At 60.5% G+C, this 19,303-nt stretch carries 19 protein-coding genes; 6 read left to right on the forward strand and 13 right to left on the reverse strand.

All coding sequences use genetic code 11. The features are described 5' to 3' along the window. Position 1: 1 nt before the first annotated feature. Entirely contained in the window at positions 2-253 is a 252-nt protein-coding gene (locus AB4X18_RS20210; protein ID WP_370401751.1) for a twin-arginine translocase TatA/TatE family subunit, read from the reverse strand. Between the two features lie 174 nt (positions 254-427). Between AB4X18_RS20210 and AB4X18_RS20215 the strand changes: the two genes are divergently transcribed. Then, complete coding sequence (locus tag AB4X18_RS20215) at positions 428-1,138, forward strand: helix-turn-helix transcriptional regulator (protein WP_370401752.1); 711 nt, start codon at positions 428-430, stop codon at positions 1,136-1,138. Here the strand turns inward: AB4X18_RS20215 and AB4X18_RS20220 are convergent. Genes AB4X18_RS20220 through AB4X18_RS20240 form a run of 5 tightly spaced genes read right to left on the reverse strand, consistent with a single transcriptional unit; the run spans position 1,111 to position 4,898 of the window. Continuing rightward, the gene (locus AB4X18_RS20220; protein WP_370401753.1) at positions 1,111-1,479 is read right to left on the reverse strand and encodes a Lin0512 family protein; all 369 of its coding nucleotides are present in this window, start codon (positions 1,477-1,479) and stop codon (positions 1,111-1,113) included. The genes AB4X18_RS20215 and AB4X18_RS20220 overlap by 28 nt on opposite strands. Further along, entirely contained in the window at positions 1,472-1,825 is a 354-nt protein-coding gene (locus tag AB4X18_RS20225; RefSeq protein ID WP_370401754.1) for a Lin0512 family protein, read from the reverse strand. The genes AB4X18_RS20220 and AB4X18_RS20225 overlap by 8 nt, the downstream gene beginning before the upstream one ends. A 10-nt stretch (positions 1,826-1,835) precedes the next feature. Continuing rightward, positions 1,836-2,921 carry an ABC transporter ATP-binding protein gene (locus AB4X18_RS20230; RefSeq protein WP_370401755.1) on the reverse strand — a complete coding sequence of 362 codons (1,086 nt, stop codon included), beginning with the start codon at positions 2,919-2,921 and terminating at the stop codon, positions 1,836-1,838. A gap of 60 nt (positions 2,922-2,981) precedes the next feature. Beyond that, entirely contained in the window at positions 2,982-4,103 is a 1,122-nt protein-coding gene (locus tag AB4X18_RS20235) for a DNA alkylation repair protein (protein WP_370401756.1), read from the reverse strand. 15 nt (positions 4,104-4,118) lie between these two features. After that, on the reverse strand, positions 4,119-4,898 hold the full coding sequence (locus tag AB4X18_RS20240; RefSeq protein WP_370401757.1) for an SDR family oxidoreductase: 780 nt from the start codon (positions 4,896-4,898) through the stop codon (positions 4,119-4,121). Between the two features lie 136 nt (positions 4,899-5,034). Here AB4X18_RS20240 and AB4X18_RS20245 point away from each other — a divergent pair, with 136 nt between their 5' ends. The 5 genes from AB4X18_RS20245 (at position 5,035) to AB4X18_RS20265 (ending at position 11,062) form a co-directional block, all read left to right on the forward strand. Further along, on the forward strand, positions 5,035-6,048 hold the full coding sequence (locus AB4X18_RS20245) for a Hint domain-containing protein (protein ID WP_370401758.1): 1,014 nt from the start codon (positions 5,035-5,037) through the stop codon (positions 6,046-6,048). Between the two features lie 41 nt (positions 6,049-6,089). Continuing rightward, on the forward strand, positions 6,090-7,709 hold the full coding sequence (locus AB4X18_RS20250) for a peptide chain release factor 3 (protein ID WP_432816962.1): 1,620 nt from the start codon (positions 6,090-6,092) through the stop codon (positions 7,707-7,709). Further along, positions 7,706-8,461 carry a hypothetical protein gene (locus AB4X18_RS20255; RefSeq protein ID WP_370401759.1) on the forward strand — a complete coding sequence of 252 codons (756 nt, stop codon included), beginning with the start codon at positions 7,706-7,708 and terminating at the stop codon, positions 8,459-8,461. Before AB4X18_RS20250 ends, AB4X18_RS20255 begins: the two co-directional genes overlap by 4 nt. Beyond that, positions 8,458-9,396, forward strand: a complete 939-nt coding sequence (locus AB4X18_RS20260) for a glycosyltransferase family 2 protein (RefSeq protein WP_432816963.1) — start codon at positions 8,458-8,460, stop codon at positions 9,394-9,396. The genes AB4X18_RS20255 and AB4X18_RS20260 overlap by 4 nt, the downstream gene beginning before the upstream one ends. A gap of 139 nt (positions 9,397-9,535) precedes the next feature. Then, positions 9,536-11,062, forward strand: a complete 1,527-nt coding sequence (locus AB4X18_RS20265) for a DEAD/DEAH box helicase (RefSeq protein ID WP_370401761.1) — start codon at positions 9,536-9,538, stop codon at positions 11,060-11,062. A gap of 301 nt (positions 11,063-11,363) precedes the next feature. Here AB4X18_RS20265 and AB4X18_RS20270 read toward each other — a convergent pair whose 3' ends face one another. The 7 genes from AB4X18_RS20270 to AB4X18_RS20300 form a co-directional block, all read right to left on the reverse strand. Next, positions 11,364-13,232 (reverse strand): adenylate/guanylate cyclase domain-containing protein, encoded by a 1,869-nt coding sequence (locus AB4X18_RS20270; protein ID WP_432816964.1) that lies wholly within the window; start codon positions 13,230-13,232, stop codon positions 11,364-11,366. 540 nt (positions 13,233-13,772) lie between these two features. Beyond that, positions 13,773-14,654: a DMT family transporter gene (locus AB4X18_RS20275; protein ID WP_370401763.1), complete on the reverse strand. Its 882-nt coding sequence runs from the start codon at positions 14,652-14,654 to the stop codon at positions 13,773-13,775. Next, complete coding sequence (locus AB4X18_RS20280; protein ID WP_370401764.1) at positions 14,651-15,445, reverse strand: ABC transporter permease; 795 nt, start codon at positions 15,443-15,445, stop codon at positions 14,651-14,653. Before AB4X18_RS20280 ends, AB4X18_RS20275 begins: the two co-directional genes overlap by 4 nt. Next, the gene (locus tag AB4X18_RS20285; protein ID WP_370401765.1) at positions 15,438-16,376 is read right to left on the reverse strand and encodes an ABC transporter permease; all 939 of its coding nucleotides are present in this window, start codon (positions 16,374-16,376) and stop codon (positions 15,438-15,440) included. Before AB4X18_RS20285 ends, AB4X18_RS20280 begins: the two co-directional genes overlap by 8 nt. After that, complete coding sequence (locus AB4X18_RS20290) at positions 16,373-17,098, reverse strand: ABC transporter ATP-binding protein (protein ID WP_370401766.1); 726 nt, start codon at positions 17,096-17,098, stop codon at positions 16,373-16,375. The genes AB4X18_RS20285 and AB4X18_RS20290 overlap by 4 nt, the downstream gene beginning before the upstream one ends. After that, on the reverse strand, positions 17,059-17,775 hold the full coding sequence (locus AB4X18_RS20295; RefSeq protein ID WP_370401767.1) for an ATP-binding cassette domain-containing protein: 717 nt from the start codon (positions 17,773-17,775) through the stop codon (positions 17,059-17,061). Before AB4X18_RS20295 ends, AB4X18_RS20290 begins: the two co-directional genes overlap by 40 nt. Continuing rightward, the gene (locus AB4X18_RS20300) at positions 17,772-19,295 is read right to left on the reverse strand and encodes an ABC transporter substrate-binding protein (protein ID WP_370401768.1); all 1,524 of its coding nucleotides are present in this window, start codon (positions 19,293-19,295) and stop codon (positions 17,772-17,774) included. The genes AB4X18_RS20295 and AB4X18_RS20300 overlap by 4 nt, the downstream gene beginning before the upstream one ends. Between the last annotated feature and the right edge of the window lie 8 nt (positions 19,296-19,303).

Raw genomic sequence — 19,303 nt, forward strand, 5'->3', positions numbered from 1 at the left:
CTTAGCTCGCGCCCTTGTCAGCGGTCTTGTCTGTCTCGGGATGGGTACCAAGGTCGGTGTGCTTGGGCAGGTCCGCACCATCGACATTCTCGACGTTCTTGATCTCTTCCTCACCCTCGTTGATGCCCTTCTTGAAGCTGGTGATGCCCTTGCCTACTTCGCCCATCAGCGAGGAAATCTTGCCCCGGCCGAAAAGCACCAGCACGACAATCGCAATCAGCAGAAGGCCCGGCAGTCCGATATTGTTCAGCATGTTTTAGTCTCCCGTAAGGTATGGCCGCCGCAAGGCGTCCTGAATTTTGCACAGCCTTGCGCGAAACAGCATACATCGAAAAGGGGTGTTGCGGTGTTGCAGTGTCGCGAAACGCAGATTTCAGCGCGCCTCTGACGCTTGATACGAGATACTGACAGGTTTATGTCAGTAGTCATGGCTAAAAAGAGCATCCACGACCGCGCCGACCGGCTTTATGACCTGTTGCGTCTGCTGCGCGGTGGCGGTGTACAAAGGGCCGGAGATCTGGCGGCGCGGCTGGGGGTTTCGACCCGCACGATCTACCGCGATGTGGAACGCTTGGCGGCCAGCGGCGTGCCGGTGACGGGCACGCGCGGCACCGGTTATGTTCTGGCCCAGGATATCACCCTGCCGCCCCTGACCCTGACCGCGGCAGAAATCGAAGCGCTGAACCTGAGCCTTGCGGTGTTGGCCGAGGCTGCGGACGACGACCTGCGCACAGCCGCAACCAGCCTGTCGGCCAAGCTGGATGCAGCCCTCCCCACCGAAGCGCTGAGCGATGCAGACGCCTGGAAAACCACCTTCTCTCCCTTCGCCGATGCCTCACGCACGCTGTCGCACCTGCCGCTGCTGCGCTCCGCCATCAAGGTGCGGCAGAAGGTGGTGCTGACCTATACGGGCGCGGATGGCACTGTCACCCGCCGGGTGATCCGGCCCCTGCGCACAGCTTATGTCGCGCGCAGCTGGACGCTGACGGCATGGTGCGAACTTCGCGAAGGCCTGCGCGAATTCCGGCTGGACCTGATCGAAAGCGCTGACGCCCTGCCGGAATTGTTTGTGGAAGACCCGGACACGTTGCTGTCCGGTGCCGCCCCCGCTCAGGAGGTCAGACGCCAGCCCGACTGACGCGGCACAAACGCCTCCACGCTGGCCTGCGCAATCACGATGGTATCGCCACCGGTCGGCACGTTCAGCCCACCCTGCACGACGCGCACTTCGGCCTGCCCGCGCGGCAGCTTAGCCACCAGCGTGTCGGTATCCACCTTGTCCGGCTCCTGCACACCCACGGTCACCTGCACGCGCATCTGGTCGTGATCCAGCCCCGTGACCGCAAACAGCGGCAGGGAGGAATGGCGCAACGCATCCTCGATCGCGCGGGCGGCGGCCTTGGTATAGTCCATGCCATGCAGGTCGTTGCCCATGCCCATTTCGATGATAACGCGCTGTTCGTGTACCTGTTCAGTCATTGACACGCTCCATCTCGAAACCCACGGACAGGGCGGCATTGGCCATGATCGTCGGGTTGCCATCCCCCTCCGGACGGGGCGTGTCCAGCCCACCCTTGCTGATCCGGACAGTCACCTGCCCGTAAGGAAAAACCGCTTTCAGCACTTCCACATCGACCTTGTCGGGCTGCTGCACCCCCACATCCAGTGTGATCCGCATGTCGGTCTTGTCGAACCCGAACAGCTCCGCCAGGTTGATCGAGTTGTGCCAAAGCGCGTCGCGCACGGCCCGTTCCGCAGCCTGCGTGTAATCACCCCGCCGCAGGGACGTGCCCATCCCGAATTCCACCAGTAATGGCTTGGCCATCGAGCTCTCCTCAGTTTTTGGGAAACACAAAACACCGGTCCCGCCGAACCGTCAGCCACATCACCGCCCCCGGTTGCGGCAGGAACACGTTCGGCACCGTGGCTTTCAACGTGGTGCTGTCCTGATCCAGCACGAATTCCACAAGGCTTTCATTCCCCAGAAACCGTGACCGCGCCACCACCGCACGCGCCGGGGTGCCATCGGTCGCCGTGGGGCGCGGCCCCTGCCCGGCGCGGTCGAAATCGATGCGCAGATGCTGCGGGCGAAAGACAATATCAACTTCCGTCCCGTCCGGCACACCGGGGGCCAGGAAATCCCCGAAAATGGTCGGGGCCAAAGCGCCCTGCACGGTCGCCTTCAGCACATTCGCATCCGAAAAGAACGAAATAGCCGCGCGGTCAATGGGCCGGGTGTAGACGTTATAAGGCGCTCCCTGTTGCACGATCCTGCCGTCGCGCATCAACGCGATTTCATCCGCCATGCGCATCGCCTCTTCAGGTTCATGGGTGACCAGCAGAACGGCGGTGTCCTCTTCCTTCAGGATCGCCAGCGTGTCATCGCGGATCCCGTCCCGCAGGCGGTTATCAAGGCCGGAGAAAGGCTCGTCCATCAGCATGATGCGCGGGCGCGGGGCCAGCGCGCGGGTCAGCGCCACGCGCTGTTGCTCTCCGCCCGACAATTCATGTGGGAACCCGTCTATGAACCGCAACAGGTCCACCCGGTCCAGCAGCTCTGCGACGCGCTCACGCTTTTGCGCCCTGCTGCCTTCGCGCAGGCCAAAGCCCACGTTGTCGGCCACGCTCAGATGCGGAAAAAGGGCGAAATCCTGAAACATCAGCCCGATTTCGCGCTGTTCCGGCGGCAGGCGAAAGATGGTATCGCACACCAGCTTGCCATCGACGTGGATCGTGCCGCTGTCCTGCATCTCCACCCCTGCGATCATCCGAAGCGTCGTGGATTTGCCGCACCCCGATGGCCCCAGCAGGCAGGTGACCTGCCCCGGCATGATCTCAAGCGACACCCCATCAACGACCGTGCGGCCCGAAAAGCTGCGGCGCAAATCCTTGATCTGAAGACGGGGTGTGAGGGTCTGCATGGGTATCCGATGGATTTAGTCAGGGATGCAGCTATCAGCCCCGCCGCATCCCCGCAAGCATTAGGCCGTCAGGGTGAAGGACGCCTCTGCCACATCAACCCCGTTGACCTGCAGGAAGACCCGATGCACGCCCGGATGCAGGGTGAAGGTCGTCGCATCCCCCTTCAGCCTGTGGGACTTTCCCAGCGTCAGCGGTTTCCCGGCCGTGATCCTTGCCTGTTTCAGCTTGAACACCTTTTCCGCCCTTTTGCCCCCGGGACGGACAAAACGGATGCGGTAATCCACAAGAACCGGCAGATCGACGTCGGCGCTCAAGGTGCATTGCACCGGCAGGACTGCTCCGATTGGAATGGCAGACGGCCCCAGATCAAGGCTGGCCCTGACGGCCACGTCGCCGCGATATCCAAGATGGGCAAGCGCCCCCGCGTGGCCCGCCTTGACCAAGGTGCGCAGCGCGTGGCGGGTCATCCACTCCAGTTCTTTCGCATCTTGCCGCCCCTGTTTCGCCCAGTCCTTCAACAGGCCCAGCACCAGTTCAGGATCGGTTTTTGTAATATCGTTCAGGTGGTTGGCCACGGACCGCGTGACAAACCGGGTCGGATCCGCATGCAAGGCCGACAGCAAGGGCACCCGCTGCGCGGTGTCAAGCGTGACCGCCTTTGCCCATGGCAATCGCGGACGCGTGCCTTCGCTGACCAGTCGCCGGACGTGATAATTCTCGTCTTCCGCCCAGACCGCCAACCGCGCCAGCGTCTCTTCCGGCCAGCGGTTCAGGAAGGGACGGATGTAGAACTCCATGGAGAACCGCTGCGTGGCGGCGTATATCAGGTCCAGCGCCCGCGCGCAGTGGTCCTCAAGCCCATGCCGCACCGCAAGGATGCCGGGAACCGCATGGATGAACTGACCAAAATCATCATCCCGCAGTGCCGGGTCAAGCGGCGGCGGCATGCAGGCTTCCAGCTGGTCCGCCATGGTTGGAAAATCCGGTGCCAGGTGCGGCTCCAGACAATCGGCAATCCATTCCAGCCGCGCCAGCAATTCGCGTTCGGGAAAACCGTCAAGCGTTTCCGTGACAAACCGGTCGGCGTCAAACCCCGGCAGACCGGCGGCATATTCCGCCGCGAGTTGCCCGATGCTTTGTGCATTGAACAGATGATCCTTAAGCAGGAATTTCTCAGCCATGACAGCACCTTGCCGCTACATCGTGATGTTGGTACCGCCCCCATCCAGCAGGATGTTCTGCCCCACGATGAACCCCGCATACACCGAACACAGGAAGGCGCAGGCCTGGCCGAACTCCTCACGGGTGCCATAACGGCCCGCGGGGATCGTCGCCTGTCGTGCCGCGCGCGCCTCATCCAGCGTGATGCCCTTGTCCCGCACCACCGCCCCGTCCAGCGCATCGGCGCGGTCGGTGGCATGGATGCCCGGCAGCAGGTTGTTGATGGTCACACCCTTGCCCGCCACCTGCCGCGACGTGCCCGCGACATAGCCCGTCAGCCCGGTCCGTGCGGCATTGGACAGACCCAGCACGCCAATCGGCGCGCGCACGGACTGCGAGGTGATGTTCACCACTCGGCCCCAGCCGCGATCCATCATCGCAGGCACCAGACCCTTGATCATCGCGATCGGTGCCAGCATGTTGGCGTCCAGCGCCGCGATGAAGTCTGACCGATCCCAATCGTGCCACATGCCCGGAGGTGGTCCGCCTGCGTTATTGACAAGAATATCAACGCCTTCGGCCCCCTTCAGCACTAATTCCTGGCCCTCCTGCGCGGCGATATCCGCCGCGATGGCTGTCACGCTGACCCCGTGATCCTGCCGCAGCCGTTCTGCCGATGCCTCCAGCGCTTCGGCGCCCCGCGCGTTCAGGACAAGATCCACGCCTGCCGCCGCCAAAGCCTCCGCACAGCCCAAGCCAAGGCCCTTGGAGCCCGCGCAGACCAGCGCCTTTTTTCCTTTGATCCCCAGATCCATCGCACGATTCCCTTTGCTGTTTGCCAATTGGTAACACGCCCCCCGGCATATGCCAGCACAAGGCCGCAGTATTGACCGACAGGGGCCATATTCCTACGCTACGTCTCTGCTTGCAGATATCTTTTCAGGACAGCCCATGGCCCATACCCGCCCTGCTCCCGCTCAAAGCGTGCCGGTTTACCGGGCGGATGACATTCGCGCAACGGATGGGGCCAATATGGGCGATGTCCTGTCGTTTGCGGCTGAACTGGTGCTTGACGACATCTACGAGGTGCAGCGCGACGCAGCCCAGCACCGCCTGTCATTGCTGCCTTTGGGGCCGACCCGGTTCCGGGTCGCCGACGACACGCGCATCGGGACACCGGGTGCGGAAATCCATCTTGATTGTGCGCTGATGTTCATGTCCCCCGATGGCCAGACGCAAGAAGCGCTGCTGATGGTCGAAGTGGACGATGACGGCGCGGTGGCACAGGTTTTCCTGCTGCCTCTTGCCGGATTGGATGCGCAGACAGAATACCGACTTGTCGGTGTGGACACCGACGCCGCGGAACAGAAATTCGGGCAGGTCGCCTGCGTGTCCTTCACGCGCGGTACCCACATCACGCTGGCCTCTGGCGAACAGCGGCTGATCGAGGATCTTGTCGTCGGCGACCGCATCCTGACCCGCGATGATGGCGTGCAGCAGATCCGCTGGATCGGGCAAAGCACCCTGCGCGCAGTCGGGGCCTTCGCCCCCATTCTGATCGCCGCAGGCACGCTCAACAACGCGCATGACCTGATCGTCAGCCCCACACACCGCCTGTTCATCTATCAACGCAGTGATGAAGTCGGCGCGGGCCGGTCCGAATTGCTGGTGCAGGCCAGCCATCTATTGAACGGTGATACCGTGCGGGTTCAGGACGGTGGCTTTGTCGACTACTTCCAACTCCTGTTTGACAGCCACCAGATCATCTATGCCGAAGGCATTGCGGCGGAATCCATGCTGATCGACACGCGCACGCGCGCCGTTCTGCCGCAGGATATGTCGGCCGCGATGGGTGAAGTCATTCCCGGTCATTCCGACCTGCCGCACGCGGGCCTTGACGTGTCCGAAAATCTGCTGAAGCGCCCTGATGCCGCGGAACTGCTGCGCAAGGCCAGCGCGCGCTAAGCCCGCTTGCTGCGACCCCGGCCAAAAGATATACGCCCCCCATGCTGGATACCTCACACAACCGCCCCCCCTTGCCGCCCGAGATTGCGCGCCGTCGCACCTTTGCGATCATCAGCCACCCGGACGCGGGCAAGACCACGCTGACCGAAAAGTTCCTGCTGTTCGGCGGGGCGATCCAGATGGCTGGACAGGTCCGTGCCAAGGGCGAAGCGCGGCGCACGCGGTCCGACTTCATGGCCATGGAAAAGGACCGGGGCATTTCCGTCTCCGCTTCTGCCATGTCGTTCGATTTTCTGAGCGGGGACAAGAACTTCCGCTTCAATCTGGTGGACACACCCGGCCACTCCGATTTCTCTGAAGACACCTACCGCACGCTTACGGCGGTGGATGCTGCCGTGATGGTGATCGACGGGGCGAAAGGCGTGGAAAGCCAGACGCAGAAACTCTTTGAGGTCTGCCGCATGCGCGACCTGCCGATCCTGACCTTCTGTAACAAGATGGACCGCGAAAGCCGGGATGTGTTCGAGATCATTGACGAAATTCAGGAAAACCTTGCCATTGACGTGACCCCGGCAAGCTGGCCCATCGGCATCGGGCGCGACTTCATCGGGTGTTACGACATCCTGCGCGACCGGTTGGAACTGATGGACCGCGCGGATCGCAACAAGGTCGCCGAAAGCATTGAAATCAACGGGCTGGACGACCCAAAACTGGCCGAACATGTGCCGCAGGCATTGTTGGAAAAGCTGCGCGAAGACCTTGAGATGGTGCGCGAACTCATGCCGCCACTCGATGCCGATCTGATGGCCGAAGGCTCCCTGACGCCGATCTGGTTCGGTTCTGCCATCAACTCCTTCGGGGTGAAGGAACTGATGGAAGGGATCGCCCGTTTTGGTCCCGAACCACAGATCCAGACTGCGGAGCCGCGCCAGATCCTGCCGGAAGAAACAAAGGTTTCCGGTTTTGTCTTCAAGGTGCAGGCGAACATGGATCCCAAGCACCGCGACCGGGTGGCGTTCGTGCGCCTTGCCTCGGGCCATTTCCAGCGCGGCATGAAGATGACCCATGTCCGATCCAAGAAACCGATGACGATCAGCAACCCGGTGATGTTCCTCGCCTCTGACCGCGAACTGGCAGAAGAGGCATGGGCAGGCGATATCATCGGCATCCCGAACCACGGGCAACTCCGCATCGGCGATACCCTGACCGAAGGCGAAGCGTTGCGCGTGACCGGCATTCCGTCCTTTGCGCCTGAACTACTGCAAGGGGTGCGCGCGGGCGATCCGCTGAAGTCCAAGCACCTTGAAAAGGCCCTGATGCAATTTGCAGAGGAAGGGGCGGCAAAGGTCTTCAAACCCTCCATCGGGTCAGGTTTTGTCGTGGGCGTCGTCGGGCAGTTGCAGTTCGAAGTGCTCGCCTCCCGGATTGAGCTGGAATACGGCCTGCCCGTGCGGTTTGAAGCGTCGCAGTTCACCTCCGCACGTTGGGTGAACGGTGACCGCCAAGCAGTTGATAAATTTACCGAAAGCAACAAGCAGCATATCGCCCGTGATCACGACGGCGACATCGTTTACCTCACCCGTCTGCAATGGGATATCGACCGGGTGGAACGCGATTATCCGGATGTCCGCCTGACCGCGACCAAGGAAATGATGGTGTGAGCGACACGCCCGACCTCTATCCGGGCGGCTTTGCCAAGCTGATGAAAGCGCTTGAAACGCGCCAGCGGCGATTTGACGGTATTGAAGCTGTCCTGCCGCCGCCCGATGTCGATCTGGCCCCAATGTTCAACCAGCCAACCGCCGCCCCTGCCCAGCCCTACAAGGACATCACGCGATACACCGCTGCGCGCAAATGGGCCCAACTGCAGGGCACCTTCGAAGGCCAGCCCCGGATCCTGCACCTGCATGCGATGCTGATTGCCATCTCCCGCCGCGACGATCCGCCCGCCGATGCGTTGACGCTGTTTTTCCGCATCTGGGACGAACACGGTGACAGGCTGGCCCCGATGCTGACCGTCCGCTGGATGATCTCCACCGCCACCACCTTCTCCGACATCGGCCGTACCGGGGATCAGCGCGCCTGTGGCATGGCGCTGTCGATCCTGTTTGACAGCATCAAACTGCACGACAGCGAACGCCGCCTGTCCGGCCAACCGGGCCGCCGTCCGTTCCGGGCCATGAAGGCGCGCAAGCGGTTTCCCGTGGCCTTCGGCATGCCGCCCTATTCCTACAAGGGCGGTGATCTGGACCAGATCATGCTGGCCCGCATCTGGCAGTTGTGTGAACGCGACAGCACCATTCGCCCCCTCGGCATGGCCATGCTGAACATGGTGATGACCGATCCGCGCAGCATCTTTGCCCGTGTGCAGGAACTGAAAAAGCTGCGCCGCGCGCGGGACGGCAAGGCATGACCGCGACCTGGGGTATCAGCGCCACGATCCTCGCTCCGGCCCGCGACATCCTTGCCTTTGCCGCCTACCATCTGGAGGCGGGCGCGCATCGGCTCTACCTCTATCTCGACGCGCCCTGTGCACCGGCGATGCCTCATCTGCAGGCGCATCCGAAAGTGCGCGTCACGGTCTGCGATCAGGCGCATTGGGACAAGGTGAACGGCGGACGGCCCGCGAAACACCAGTTGCGCCAGACGCTGAACGCCACCCATGCCTACAACCGCCGGCCCGAGGTGGATTGGCTGATCCACATGGATGTGGACGAATTTGTGGTGTCCGACCGCCCTGTTACCGATCACCTGACACATATCGGCACAGATATGCCCATCCTACGTATCCGCCCGATGGAACAGCTTTCCGGGGATGGCACCGCGTTCAAGGCATTCATTCCGCCGGGCCGGGATCGGGAGCGGATCGTGCGCGCGCTTTATCCTCAATACGGGGATTACGTGAAGGGCGGTTTCCTCAGCCATCTGGCGGGCAAGGCTTTCGTCCGCACCGGCATGGCGGGGGTGAAGATCAAGATCCACAACGCCTTTCAGGATGGTGAAGAACTGAAAGGCGCGGATCACCTGCCGGGCCTCGATCTGGCCCATTGCCACGCGAAAACATGGGACGACTGGCACGCCGCCTACCGCTACCGGCTGGAAAAGGGCTCCTACCGTGCCGAACTTGGCCCCAACCGCCCCCGCGACAAGGGCGGGATAAGCATGCACGAGCTTTTCGCGGCGATCGAAGCCGAAGACGGGACGCCCGGGCTGCGGGCGTTCTTTGACGAAGTTTGCGCCGACACGCCCGCATTACGGGCGAAATTGGACGAAAAAGGGCTGCTCAGGCACATCAATCTGGATTTGGATGCAACACTGTTCACACATTTTCCCAATTGGACCGACTGACAGCGCATCCGTTTGACCACACTGCACAATCTTGCTATGTCGCGCCATTGTGGAGCGGTGCGTGGCATCGCCTTGGGCCATGCGGGCCCCCACGCAAAGCTGCCGCGGGCCAAGATGTGTCCGCATGTACCGGACATATATGACCAAATTTACCGATCTGAAACTGAATCCCAAAGTACTCAAAGCCGTTCAAGAGGCCGGGTACGAATCCCCCACCCCCATCCAGGCGGGTGCCATCCCCCCGGCGCTGGAAGGCCGTGACGTTCTGGGCATCGCCCAGACCGGCACCGGCAAGACCGCCAGCTTCACGCTGCCCATGATCACGCAGCTTGCGCGTGGCCGGGCGCGCGCGCGCATGCCGCGGTCTTTGGTGCTTTGCCCGACGCGGGAACTCGCCGCGCAGGTGGCAGAGAATTTCGACACCTATTCCAAGCACGTGAAGCTGACCAAGGCGCTGCTGATTGGCGGCGTGTCGTTCAAGGAACAGGACACGCTTATCGACAAGGGCGTCGACGTGCTGATCGCCACACCGGGCCGCCTGCTTGACCATTTCGAGCGGGGCAAGCTGATCCTCAATGACGTGAAAGTCATGGTGGTGGACGAAGCCGACCGGATGCTCGACATGGGCTTCATCCCTGATATCGAACGCATTTTCGGCCTCACGCCGTTTACCCGCCAGACGTTGTTCTTCTCCGCCACCATGGCGCCAGAGATTGAACGGATCACCAATACCTTCCTCAGTAATCCCGCCCGCGTGGAAGTTGCACGTCAGGCCACCACAAGCGAAAACATCACCCAGGGCGTGGTGATGTTCAAAGCCTCTCGCAAGGACCGCGAAGGGTCGGAAAAGCGCAAGGTGCTGCGCGCGATCATCGATGCCGAGGGCGAAAAATGCACGAATGCCATCATTTTCTGCAACCGCAAGACGGATGTGGACGTGGTGGCCAAATCGCTCAAGAAATACGGTTATGACGCCGCCCCGATCCATGGCGATCTGGATCAGAGCCAGCGAACACGGACCTTGGACGGTTTCCGGGGCGGTGACCTGCGCTTTCTCGTCGCCTCTGATGTGGCCGCGCGCGGACTTGATGTCCCTGCGGTATCCCACGTCTTCAACTTCGATGTGCCAAGCCACGCCGAAGACTACGTGCACCGGATTGGCCGCACGGGCCGCGCCGGCCGCGATGGCACCGCCATCATGATCTGCGTGCCGCGCGATGAGCGGAATTTGGAAGACGTGGAGCGGTTGGTGCAAAACGCGATCCCGCGCCTGGATAACCCGCTGGGCGGGAACAAAACCGAAGACGCGCCGATGCAGGCTGACGAAAAGCCCAAGTCGCGCAGCCGGTCCCGCAAGGTGAAAACCGATGAGGACCCAGCGGCGGAGACTGCCCCGGGCGAGGAGGCAGCACCGCAAGAGGACAAGCCCAAATCCCGCCGCCGCAGCCGCAAGAAAGACGACGCCCCTGCTGTCGAGGCTGACGCGCAACAAGCCGACGCGCCAGTGGAGCAGGCCGACAAGCCCCGTGGCGAAGACAAGCGCCGGTCGCGCGGGGGTCGTGGCCGCGGGCGTGACGGTGGTAGCGGACGGGACAACAAGGTTGTCGGTCTGGGCGATCACACGCCGGAGTTCATCGGGCTGAGCTTTGCGGAGCGGCCCAGTTGAAGAGTTGCTTGGCGGTGCGCTGATGTTGGCGCATAAGCCCAACAAGAGAATGAGAAAGGGAGCGGTGCCGCTCCCTTTTTTGTTTCTGGAGCTTTGCTGGAGTTCGTCGGATCAAGAATGCCAATATCCGTTTGGCGCGCCAGATGAGCGAGGGCAGCCAAACGCATACCAAAACGCGCGATAAGCGCATGTTCCGGGCCGGGCACCTCACCTACCTCGGGATTAAACCAAAAGGTGAAATCATTGCGAAGCCCTCACTGATTATTCTTGCCTTCACGAGCAGCCGCCACCAAGACGCGACTTACGGAACCCCCAACGTTCGCAAATCGTCCAGCCAGCGATTGTGGTATTCCTCGTCGGTGAACGGAGCAGATTGCGCTTCTTCAATATCGTAGCCGGGATTGTCTCTCAGGAATTCATCCATCATGGTGCGCGCCTCTTCTTCCCGGCCCAGCCGCAGCAAAATCGGTGCAAGGGTACGTCTGAGGCGATCGGGGATCCCGTTCATCTTCTCTATCGAGGCGAGCGCGCCTTCGTAGTCTTGCGCAAAGTATTGGGCCCAACCAAGGTTCCATAGATACCAGTCCGGGTGATGCGGATTGAGGCGTATTGCGGCCTGCATCCTTTCCACGGCTTCTCCGGCCCTTCCCCCGTAGACCAGCGGATCAATGGAATCGGCGAGTACCTGAGCAGAGTTCGGGTTTAACGATATCGCCTTCTCGAAAATGGATGCGGCCTTTTCAAGGTCGCCGGTTTGTACCGTAATACTTGCCAAAACCTGGTGCGCTTTGAAATTGTATGGCTCCAGCTTTATCGCTTTCCTGGCCATTTCAAATGCGAGCGCCAAAGATTCCTCCCTTGGCGTGATTTCAGTCCACCCCCAGCGGTAGCCGAAGTTATGGGTCCAGGCGAGTTCGATATATGCGCTTGCAAAGTCAGGATCGAGATCGATTGCCTTCCTGCTCAATTCCATCGCACGAATGTTGCCTCCTTTCGTGAAGGTGAACGACTGTTCCTGCGCACGCTTAAAAAGTTCGTATGCACCTAGATTGTCAGTGGGTTGGTGTTTGAGCCGGTCATACTCCGCCAGGTCGATGTTTTCATTGAGGGTGAGCGCGATCGTTCGGGTGACCTCGTCTTGAACGGAGAAAATGTCCTCCAGGTTGCGGTCGTAGCTTTCTGCCCATAGGTGCTTGCCGTTGGTTGCGTCGACCAATTGCGCTGTGACACGCAACTTGTCTCCCGATATTTGGATGCTGCCCTCCACGACATAGCGAACACCCAGTTCCTCGGCCACCTGTTGGACCTTTACCGGCTGGTCCTTGTAGGTAAATGTCGAATTGCGGGAGATGACGAAGAAGTCGACAAAACGCGACAGCGCAGTGATGATATTCTCGCTGAAGCTGTCGCTCAGGTAGTCATGTTCCGGATCACTGTTCAAATTGTCGAATGCAAGAACGGCGATTGATGGTTTGCCAACCGACGGAACCGCGGCAAGGTCGACCGTATCGGGGGATTGGCTCGAAGGATCCCAAATTTGCCACAAGACCATCCCCCCGATCGCAACTGCAAGAGCGACGATGGCACCGACCAACCATGACCGACGTGCTGGTGCAATGGGCTGGGGCATGGTGGACACGAGAGCCTTTGCTTTTTCGTCAAGCAACAGGCTGAAAACATTAATGGGTTCGTCGATGTTCTTGACGTCGTGCGGTCCAAGGTCTTCGATGGTGAGGTCGAGTTTGTCTTTGACCTGATCAAATACGTTGGCCGCCATATAGATACCACCGGGCACCGCCAGACCTTCCAGCCGCGAAGCGACGTTTACACCGTCCCCGTAGATGTCATCGTTCTCAACCACGATGTCGCCGATGTTAATCCCAATGCGGTAGTGTATCTGGTTGTTTTTCGTAGTATCTTCGCTTTTCAACCCGATGAAGTATTGAAACTCTATCGCGCATTGCACCGCTTCAACGGCGCTGGCAAATTCGATCAACAGACCATCGCCCATCAATTTGACGATGCGGCCGTTTCGGGCTGAAACGACAGGCTCTATCAGCTCTTCACGATGTTCCTTGATGGAGGCCAGAGTACCCGCTTCATTCTCCCGAATGAGCCGACTGTAGCCCACTACGTCTGCAGCCATTATCGCGGTGAGGCGTCGTTCCAAAGCCTAACCTCCCTAATTCAACTGAAAGGTTAGCCAAAAAGGCAGTTCTAATCCAGATAGGAGGTCACACGTAAGAATTGGCTGGCGAAAGCTGCCATTGCTACTTCGGCCACAAACGGCAGTTCTGTCCCGCATAGCCGCACCTGGACGCCGCACAACGACGACCAAGCCATATCGTAAACGCCAGATGACTGCTGCCAGCCCAACCCGTGAATTCGCAATTGATGCTACGTGCGCTCGCAGCGTAGAATTTCCCTCATGAAGTGATTGTTCTTGGTGAACCGCAGCAGAAATAGCTGCCGTTCGTGCCAAGTGCGGCGAAGTACCAGCAGACGAGCCACGTTCGGTCGATCCCGTCACAGGATGGGGACGCTGTTTAAGCGAGATGTGATGTCTCCAGCACGCGCCAGCCTGTTTTCCGGAGGCACCGATCGACCAATTTATGCGAAGGCAAAGAAAGGTCGTAGAATTTTCAATGATGAGCTAGCACAAGTGCCATAAGGAAAAGGGCTCAGCCGAAGCGCGTTAACCGAATTAGTTTCAGCTTCGCCTCTTCTCAAAAGCTGCAATTGCAGCGCCCGTCAAGACGAGAGGCATCGCAAACACAAAACTCGTTGCAAGCGGCAGGCGGAAAATCAAGAGGTCCGCCAGAACGGGCCAGAGAAGTGTGATGTATTCAAACGGCGCAAGCCTGGATGCCTCCGCATAACTGAAGGACAACGTCATCGCGATATGTGCAAAACCACCGAAGAACCCTGCAAGCACAAGCAACATCAAAGTCTGCGTATCAGGTAATGCCCAGCCCCATGGAAGTGTCAAAATTCCACCCGCCATGGAGGCAACCACAAAGTACAAAGCGATAGCGCCGGGGCTTTCAGTCCGTGTAAGGCTGCGCACCATGATTAGCGCAAAAGCGGTCAAGAGCGCTGTAAGAAGCCCCAGACCGATCCCAAGAAACCGGCGTGCGTCGACCACGCCGCCGCCGATGTCGGGCCAGACAAGGACCAGTACACCTGCAACGCCAAAGGCAAGCCCCATCACACGCCAACGGGTCAACCGCTCTGACAAGACCACCACGGCGATGATCGCGGTCAGAACCGGTGCGAGTTGGGCCAAGAGAACGGCTTCGGCAAGGGGAAGAAGTGCCACAGACGCGAATGACGTGAACATCGCCGCGGCCCCAAAGAAGGAGCGTATCAAGTGTCCTACAGGTCTTGTTGTGCGCAGGCCTGCAGGAAACTCGTGGCGCACCATCAGAAAAATCACAAGTGGGATGAGCGCAAAGAAAGATCGGAAGAATACGATCTGTCCAAGCGGTGCAGCGTCGCTCAGCGCTTTGACGCAGACAACCATTCCGGTGAACAGGACACCCGACAGGATGCGTAGTCCGATCCCAAGTGTTGGATTGTCAGTGCGGGTCACGCCTTGACGTCCTGTTCGGCGAGCGCGTCGCGCAGGGCATCGCCTGCGAGGTTGATCGCCAGGACGGAGATGACGACCGCCAGTCCGGGCCAAATCATTTGCAACGGGGTGGAGCGCATGTGAATGCGGGCGTCCAGCAGCATTGTGCCCCATTCCGGCATCGGGGGTTGGACGCCGAAGCCCAGAAAACCAAGCGTGGAAATGCCCAGGATCGCGCGGGCCAGCATGCCGGTCCAGACCACCGTCAACGATGGCAGGAGCGACGGTAGGTAATGCCAGCGCGCAATGGCCAGTGGTGAAAGTCCTGCAAGCCGGGCTTGCACCACGTATCCCCTGCTGCTGACCGAAAGACCAATGCCGCGCGCAACGCGGGCATAGCGCATCCAACCCGTCACCGTCAGCGCAAAGATCAGTGTTCCGGTGCCAGCACCTAGGACACCGGCGATGACAACGGCGGCAATGAGTTCGGGGAAAGCCAGAAACGTGTCCGTTGTGCGCATGGCGATCCAGTCTGCCAGCTTGCCGCCCTGAGCCGCAATCAAGCCGATGATCGTCCCGATGATCAGACCCAAGAGGGATACCAGAAAGGCCAGCCCAAGGGACCAGCGCGCGCCATGAAGAAGTCTCGACAGGATATCACGGCCAAGCGCATCTGTTCCCAGCAGCCATTCGCCGCCAGGCGGGCTGAGCCTGCCCGGAATGTCAATCGCCGTCGGATCATGGGGCGCGAGCAGAGGGCCGAAGACCGCCAGACACACCAACACGACAATCAGAACGCCGACACTACGCATCGCGCCCGTCCATTCTTGGATCGAGGCTGCGGTAAATCAGATCGATCGCCAGGGTTACGACCACAAAGATCACGGCAGCCAGGATCACCACCGCCTGCACCTTTGGAAAATCGCGCGCAAAGATCGCGCTGACCAGAAAGCTCCCAAGACCGGGCCGCGCGAAAATCACTTCGACAACGACCAACCCCTCCAGCAAGAAGGCAAGCTCCAACCCAAGGACCGTGACAACCGGCACAGCAGCGTGTGGAGCCACGTGGTCGCGTGCGATGTCACGTCTTGCTACCCCACGCCGGTGAAACGCGGGCAAGAAAGGCTGTCCACGGGCCTCCAGAATTCCAGAGCGGATAATGCGCGTAAGCGACGCCGCCACGCCAAACCCCAGTGTCATAGCAGGCAAAATGCTGTGCGCTATGGTCTCGGCACCCATTGCAGGCAGCCACCCCAACTGAACGGCGAAGAGCAGGATCAGCAGCAAGCCAAGCCAGAAAGCCGGGATGGCCACCCCAATAGACGCAAGGGCAACAGCTCCACGATCCATCCAACTGCCAGGTCTACGTGTGGCGATAAGCGCCAGCGGGACCGAAACAGCCAGACCTATACCCAAGCTGACGAGAGCAAGCGGAAAGGTATAGGACATTGCCGTGACAAGATCCGGCCAGACGTCTCGGCCATTGACGGAAGACTGACCAAAATCACCCTGGACGAGTGGCGCAAGCCACGCCCAGAAAGCCGTCCAGAAACCATCATCAAATCCTGTCTCTGCACGAATAAAATCCAGCACTTCTTTTGACACGACGGTTCCATAGCGGGCCTCCGCAATTGAAAGCGCAGGATCGCCCGGCGCGTGCCACAAAAGTGCAAAGGTCGCGAGCGCCGTTCCAGTCAACACCACGACCGCGCGCAGAAGCAGCCCACCCAGAAAACCGATCACGCGACCCGCTCCAGCGCGCCAAGAGCAAATGCCGCATCGCGCAGCGCGCGTCCATAAGCAGTCTGAGGTGCTTGGACAAAAGCCTGCGCTGCCGCAAATTCCTCAATCTGACCTGCGCGCAGCACAGCTATCTCGTCCGCAAAGGACGCGGCATAGCCCAGATCATGTGTCACGATCAGCGCCGCGAACCCTTCCTGCGCCTGCACGTCGGCAATCAAGCGCGCGGTGTGTTTTTGCGTGACGGCGTCCAGAGCCGACAGCGGCTCGTCAAATAGCACCAGTGGCGGGGCAGCAATCAATGCGCGAAGGATACCTACGCGTTGTGCCTGACCGATGGAGATTTGATGAGGGCGGCGATCCAGTAGTTCTGGTTGCACTTCGAGTGCTTCGCACAGCCTGTCCAGACGGGTCGCATCCACCGCCAGCTTCTGTGCCACAACGGGTTCCATCACGGAACGCCGCAGAGATAGACGCGGGTTGAAGGCCGCGCGTGGTTCTTGCATGACCAGGGCGGGACAGCACCGTGAGACGGGCGCGTCTTTCCAGGCCACTCGGCCAGAAGCGCACCGGACCAGCCCGAGGATCGCACTGATCAACGTCGACTTGCCCGCACCGCTTTCCCCGACCACGGCCAATGCACGCCCCGATGCGAGCGAAAAGGAAACGTCTTGCAGCGTGGTCGTTACACCACGCCTGACCGAGATGTCATCAACCTTGAGCACGGCAGTTTCAGCCAGTTGCGATGCGCGCACAGGGCTTTCGCCGCCTGCGTTTCTGGTGCGGATAGAAACCGTGTTGTCGGGGCATCCTCCACGATCCGCCCCGCCTCCATCACCATCAGTCGGGACACCCGCCGCGCGGCAAGCCCCAGATCATGTGTGATAAGCAAAAGCGCGGTCTGCCGATCCCTAAGGTAAGCCTCAAGCAGGTCCATCGTCCCTGCCGCCACCACCGGGTCCAGCGCAGATGTGGGTTCGTCCATGACCAGCAAATCCGGCGTCCCGATCAATGCCATGGCAATGACAAAGCGTTGCTGCATGCCCCGGCTCCAGCCCCAGGGACGTTTGCGCAGATCGCCTCGTTCGATGTGAAGAGCACTGAACAGGACTTCGCGGCGCGCATCGTCCGGGACAAGGCTTAAAGCCCGCTCTGCCTCGCGCCAATGAAAGGCCATGGATCGCAAGGGATCAAGTGCCTCATCCGGGCTTTGCGGCACATGGGCCACGCTGGAACCTTGCGCGCGCAGGGTATCGATAAGCACATGCCCGAGGGTCGATTTTCCGGACCCCGAAGCACCGACAAGCCCGACACGCTCGCCGGGCTTGAGGTCCAAATTCGTGGGAAATAGAATGGTACGGCCCGAGCGCTCTGCGCTCAGGCCACGTGCGGCGATTGTCATTCGGCGAAGCGTGTCTCGTGCGTGATCCAATAGGTTTCGGTCGGATGCACACGGTAGCCAGTCAGACCTGCCTTGGCGACCACAGCCTGGCTGACATGAAACACCGGGAGGAGCGGTACGTCTGTCGCGATGATCTGCTGAACCTCGTCGTAAATCCTTTCACGCTCTGCTTGTTCGAACGTGGTTTGACCGCTCACCAGAAGGGCATCCATCGCGGGGTTCGCATAGCGGCCCGCGTTTGATCCACCATCACTGGCCAAGAGGAACCCGAGGATCGATCCGGGATCACCTTGCGGCAGCATCACCCAAGCCTGCAGGAACATGTCGCCGTCACCCGCCAACATCGCCTCGTTGCTGGCACCGTATTCGCCGACTTTCACCTGTGCCGTAATGCCAATCTGCTGCAGAAAGGCTTGCGTGATCTCCGCTGTCGGCGGCAGGGCTGCCCGCGAGGAATAGGTCAGGATATCGATCTCGATGGGTGCACCATCCAGCATCCAGACCCCGCCCTGCTTGACCGCACCGGCCTCTGCCAGCAGTTCTTCGGCGCGCGCAGGGTCATATGTGGGTGCGATATCGGCAGCCCAGCTTTTGCCTGCCGGATAGATGGTGCCCGCGGGCACGCCGCCCACGCCGGACAACACAGCCTCGACAATGCCGTCACGGTCGATGGCCAAAGACACGGCCTGACGGATCAGCGGGTTTGCCAGTGGACCCGATGCCGTGTTCATCGAATAAAAATAAAGCCGCGCCGTGGGGGCCGTAAAGCCTTGAGCGCCGGTTTCCTGAATACGCGCAAAATCTGTCTCGGGATAGTTGATTACCATATCAACATCGCCAGCCTCAAAGGCCAGCGACGCCGTAGCGGGGTCCGGGGACGCAACGACGCGCACTTCATCAAAGCCTGGTTCGCCCAGCCGGTAATCCGCGTTCGCCTCAACACGGTAAAGCTGTTCAGGCACAGCTTCACGGAAAATATATGGCCCAGTTGCATTGATCGGGAAGGCCTCTGAGGGCGCGCCGAGAATGGCCACACCCGGATCGGACAGGCTCCATTGGAACGCCGCATTGGGGCTGTTTGTCTCGAACACCACAACGCTGTCGCCGTCAGCAGACATCCCCGCCAGATCAAGCACACCCGCAATGCGCTTGTTGAACGCCGGATCGTTTTCATCCGAAATCGGCGCAATCGCGTCGATGACGGCCTGCGCGGTCACCGGGGAGCCATCGTGAAAGACAAGGCCTGTCCGCAACGTCACACGCCACGTCGTCGGTGCCGTCTGCTCGATGCTCTCGGCCAATCGAGGGAAGAGATTGAGGTCATAATCAATGCCCATCAGCGTTTCCGTCACACCTGTCTGGTTGGACATCCAACCGTTGTAACCTGCGCGCGGGTCAGGCACTTCGGCGGTTGGGCCGAATGTGACAGAAATGGCAAGCGTATCATCTTGCGCTGCGGCGGGCAGGCTGACGTTACATGCGATCACGGCAGCAGCGGCAAAGCGGGCAAATAAAGACATACTGGGTT

Origin of the sequence: Sulfitobacter rhodophyticola (assembly GCF_041281685.2) — a bacterium.
Classification (GTDB): domain Bacteria; phylum Pseudomonadota; class Alphaproteobacteria; order Rhodobacterales; family Rhodobacteraceae; genus Sulfitobacter.

Bases quoted from the DNA above. Each gene is read 5' to 3' on its own strand.
- AB4X18_RS20235 (WP_370401756.1), bottom strand. From the start codon at position 4,103: ATGGCTGAGAAATTCCTGCTTAAGGATCATCTGTTCAATGCACAAAGC.
- AB4X18_RS20225 (WP_370401754.1), bottom strand. From the start codon at position 1,825: ATGGCCAAGCCATTACTGGTGGAATTCGGGATGGGCACGTCCCTGCGG.
- AB4X18_RS20220 (WP_370401753.1), bottom strand. From the start codon at position 1,479: ATGACTGAACAGGTACACGAACAGCGCGTTATCATCGAAATGGGCATG.
- AB4X18_RS20295 (WP_370401767.1), bottom strand. From the start codon at position 17,775: ATGACAATCGCCGCACGTGGCCTGAGCGCAGAGCGCTCGGGCCGTACC.
- AB4X18_RS20260 (WP_432816963.1), top strand. From the start codon at position 8,458: ATGACCGCGACCTGGGGTATCAGCGCCACGATCCTCGCTCCGGCCCGC.
- AB4X18_RS20215 (WP_370401752.1), top strand. From the start codon at position 428: ATGGCTAAAAAGAGCATCCACGACCGCGCCGACCGGCTTTATGACCTG.
- AB4X18_RS20240 (WP_370401757.1), bottom strand. From the start codon at position 4,898: ATGGATCTGGGGATCAAAGGAAAAAAGGCGCTGGTCTGCGCGGGCTCC.
- AB4X18_RS20210 (WP_370401751.1), bottom strand. From the start codon at position 253: ATGCTGAACAATATCGGACTGCCGGGCCTTCTGCTGATTGCGATTGTC.
- AB4X18_RS20230 (WP_370401755.1), bottom strand. From the start codon at position 2,921: ATGCAGACCCTCACACCCCGTCTTCAGATCAAGGATTTGCGCCGCAGC.
- AB4X18_RS20245 (WP_370401758.1), top strand. From the start codon at position 5,035: ATGGCCCATACCCGCCCTGCTCCCGCTCAAAGCGTGCCGGTTTACCGG.
- AB4X18_RS20300 (WP_370401768.1), bottom strand. From the start codon at position 19,295: ATGTCTTTATTTGCCCGCTTTGCCGCTGCTGCCGTGATCGCATGTAAC.
- AB4X18_RS20265 (WP_370401761.1), top strand. From the start codon at position 9,536: ATGACCAAATTTACCGATCTGAAACTGAATCCCAAAGTACTCAAAGCC.
- AB4X18_RS20280 (WP_370401764.1), bottom strand. From the start codon at position 15,445: ATGCGTAGTGTCGGCGTTCTGATTGTCGTGTTGGTGTGTCTGGCGGTC.
- AB4X18_RS20250 (WP_432816962.1), top strand. From the start codon at position 6,090: ATGCTGGATACCTCACACAACCGCCCCCCCTTGCCGCCCGAGATTGCG.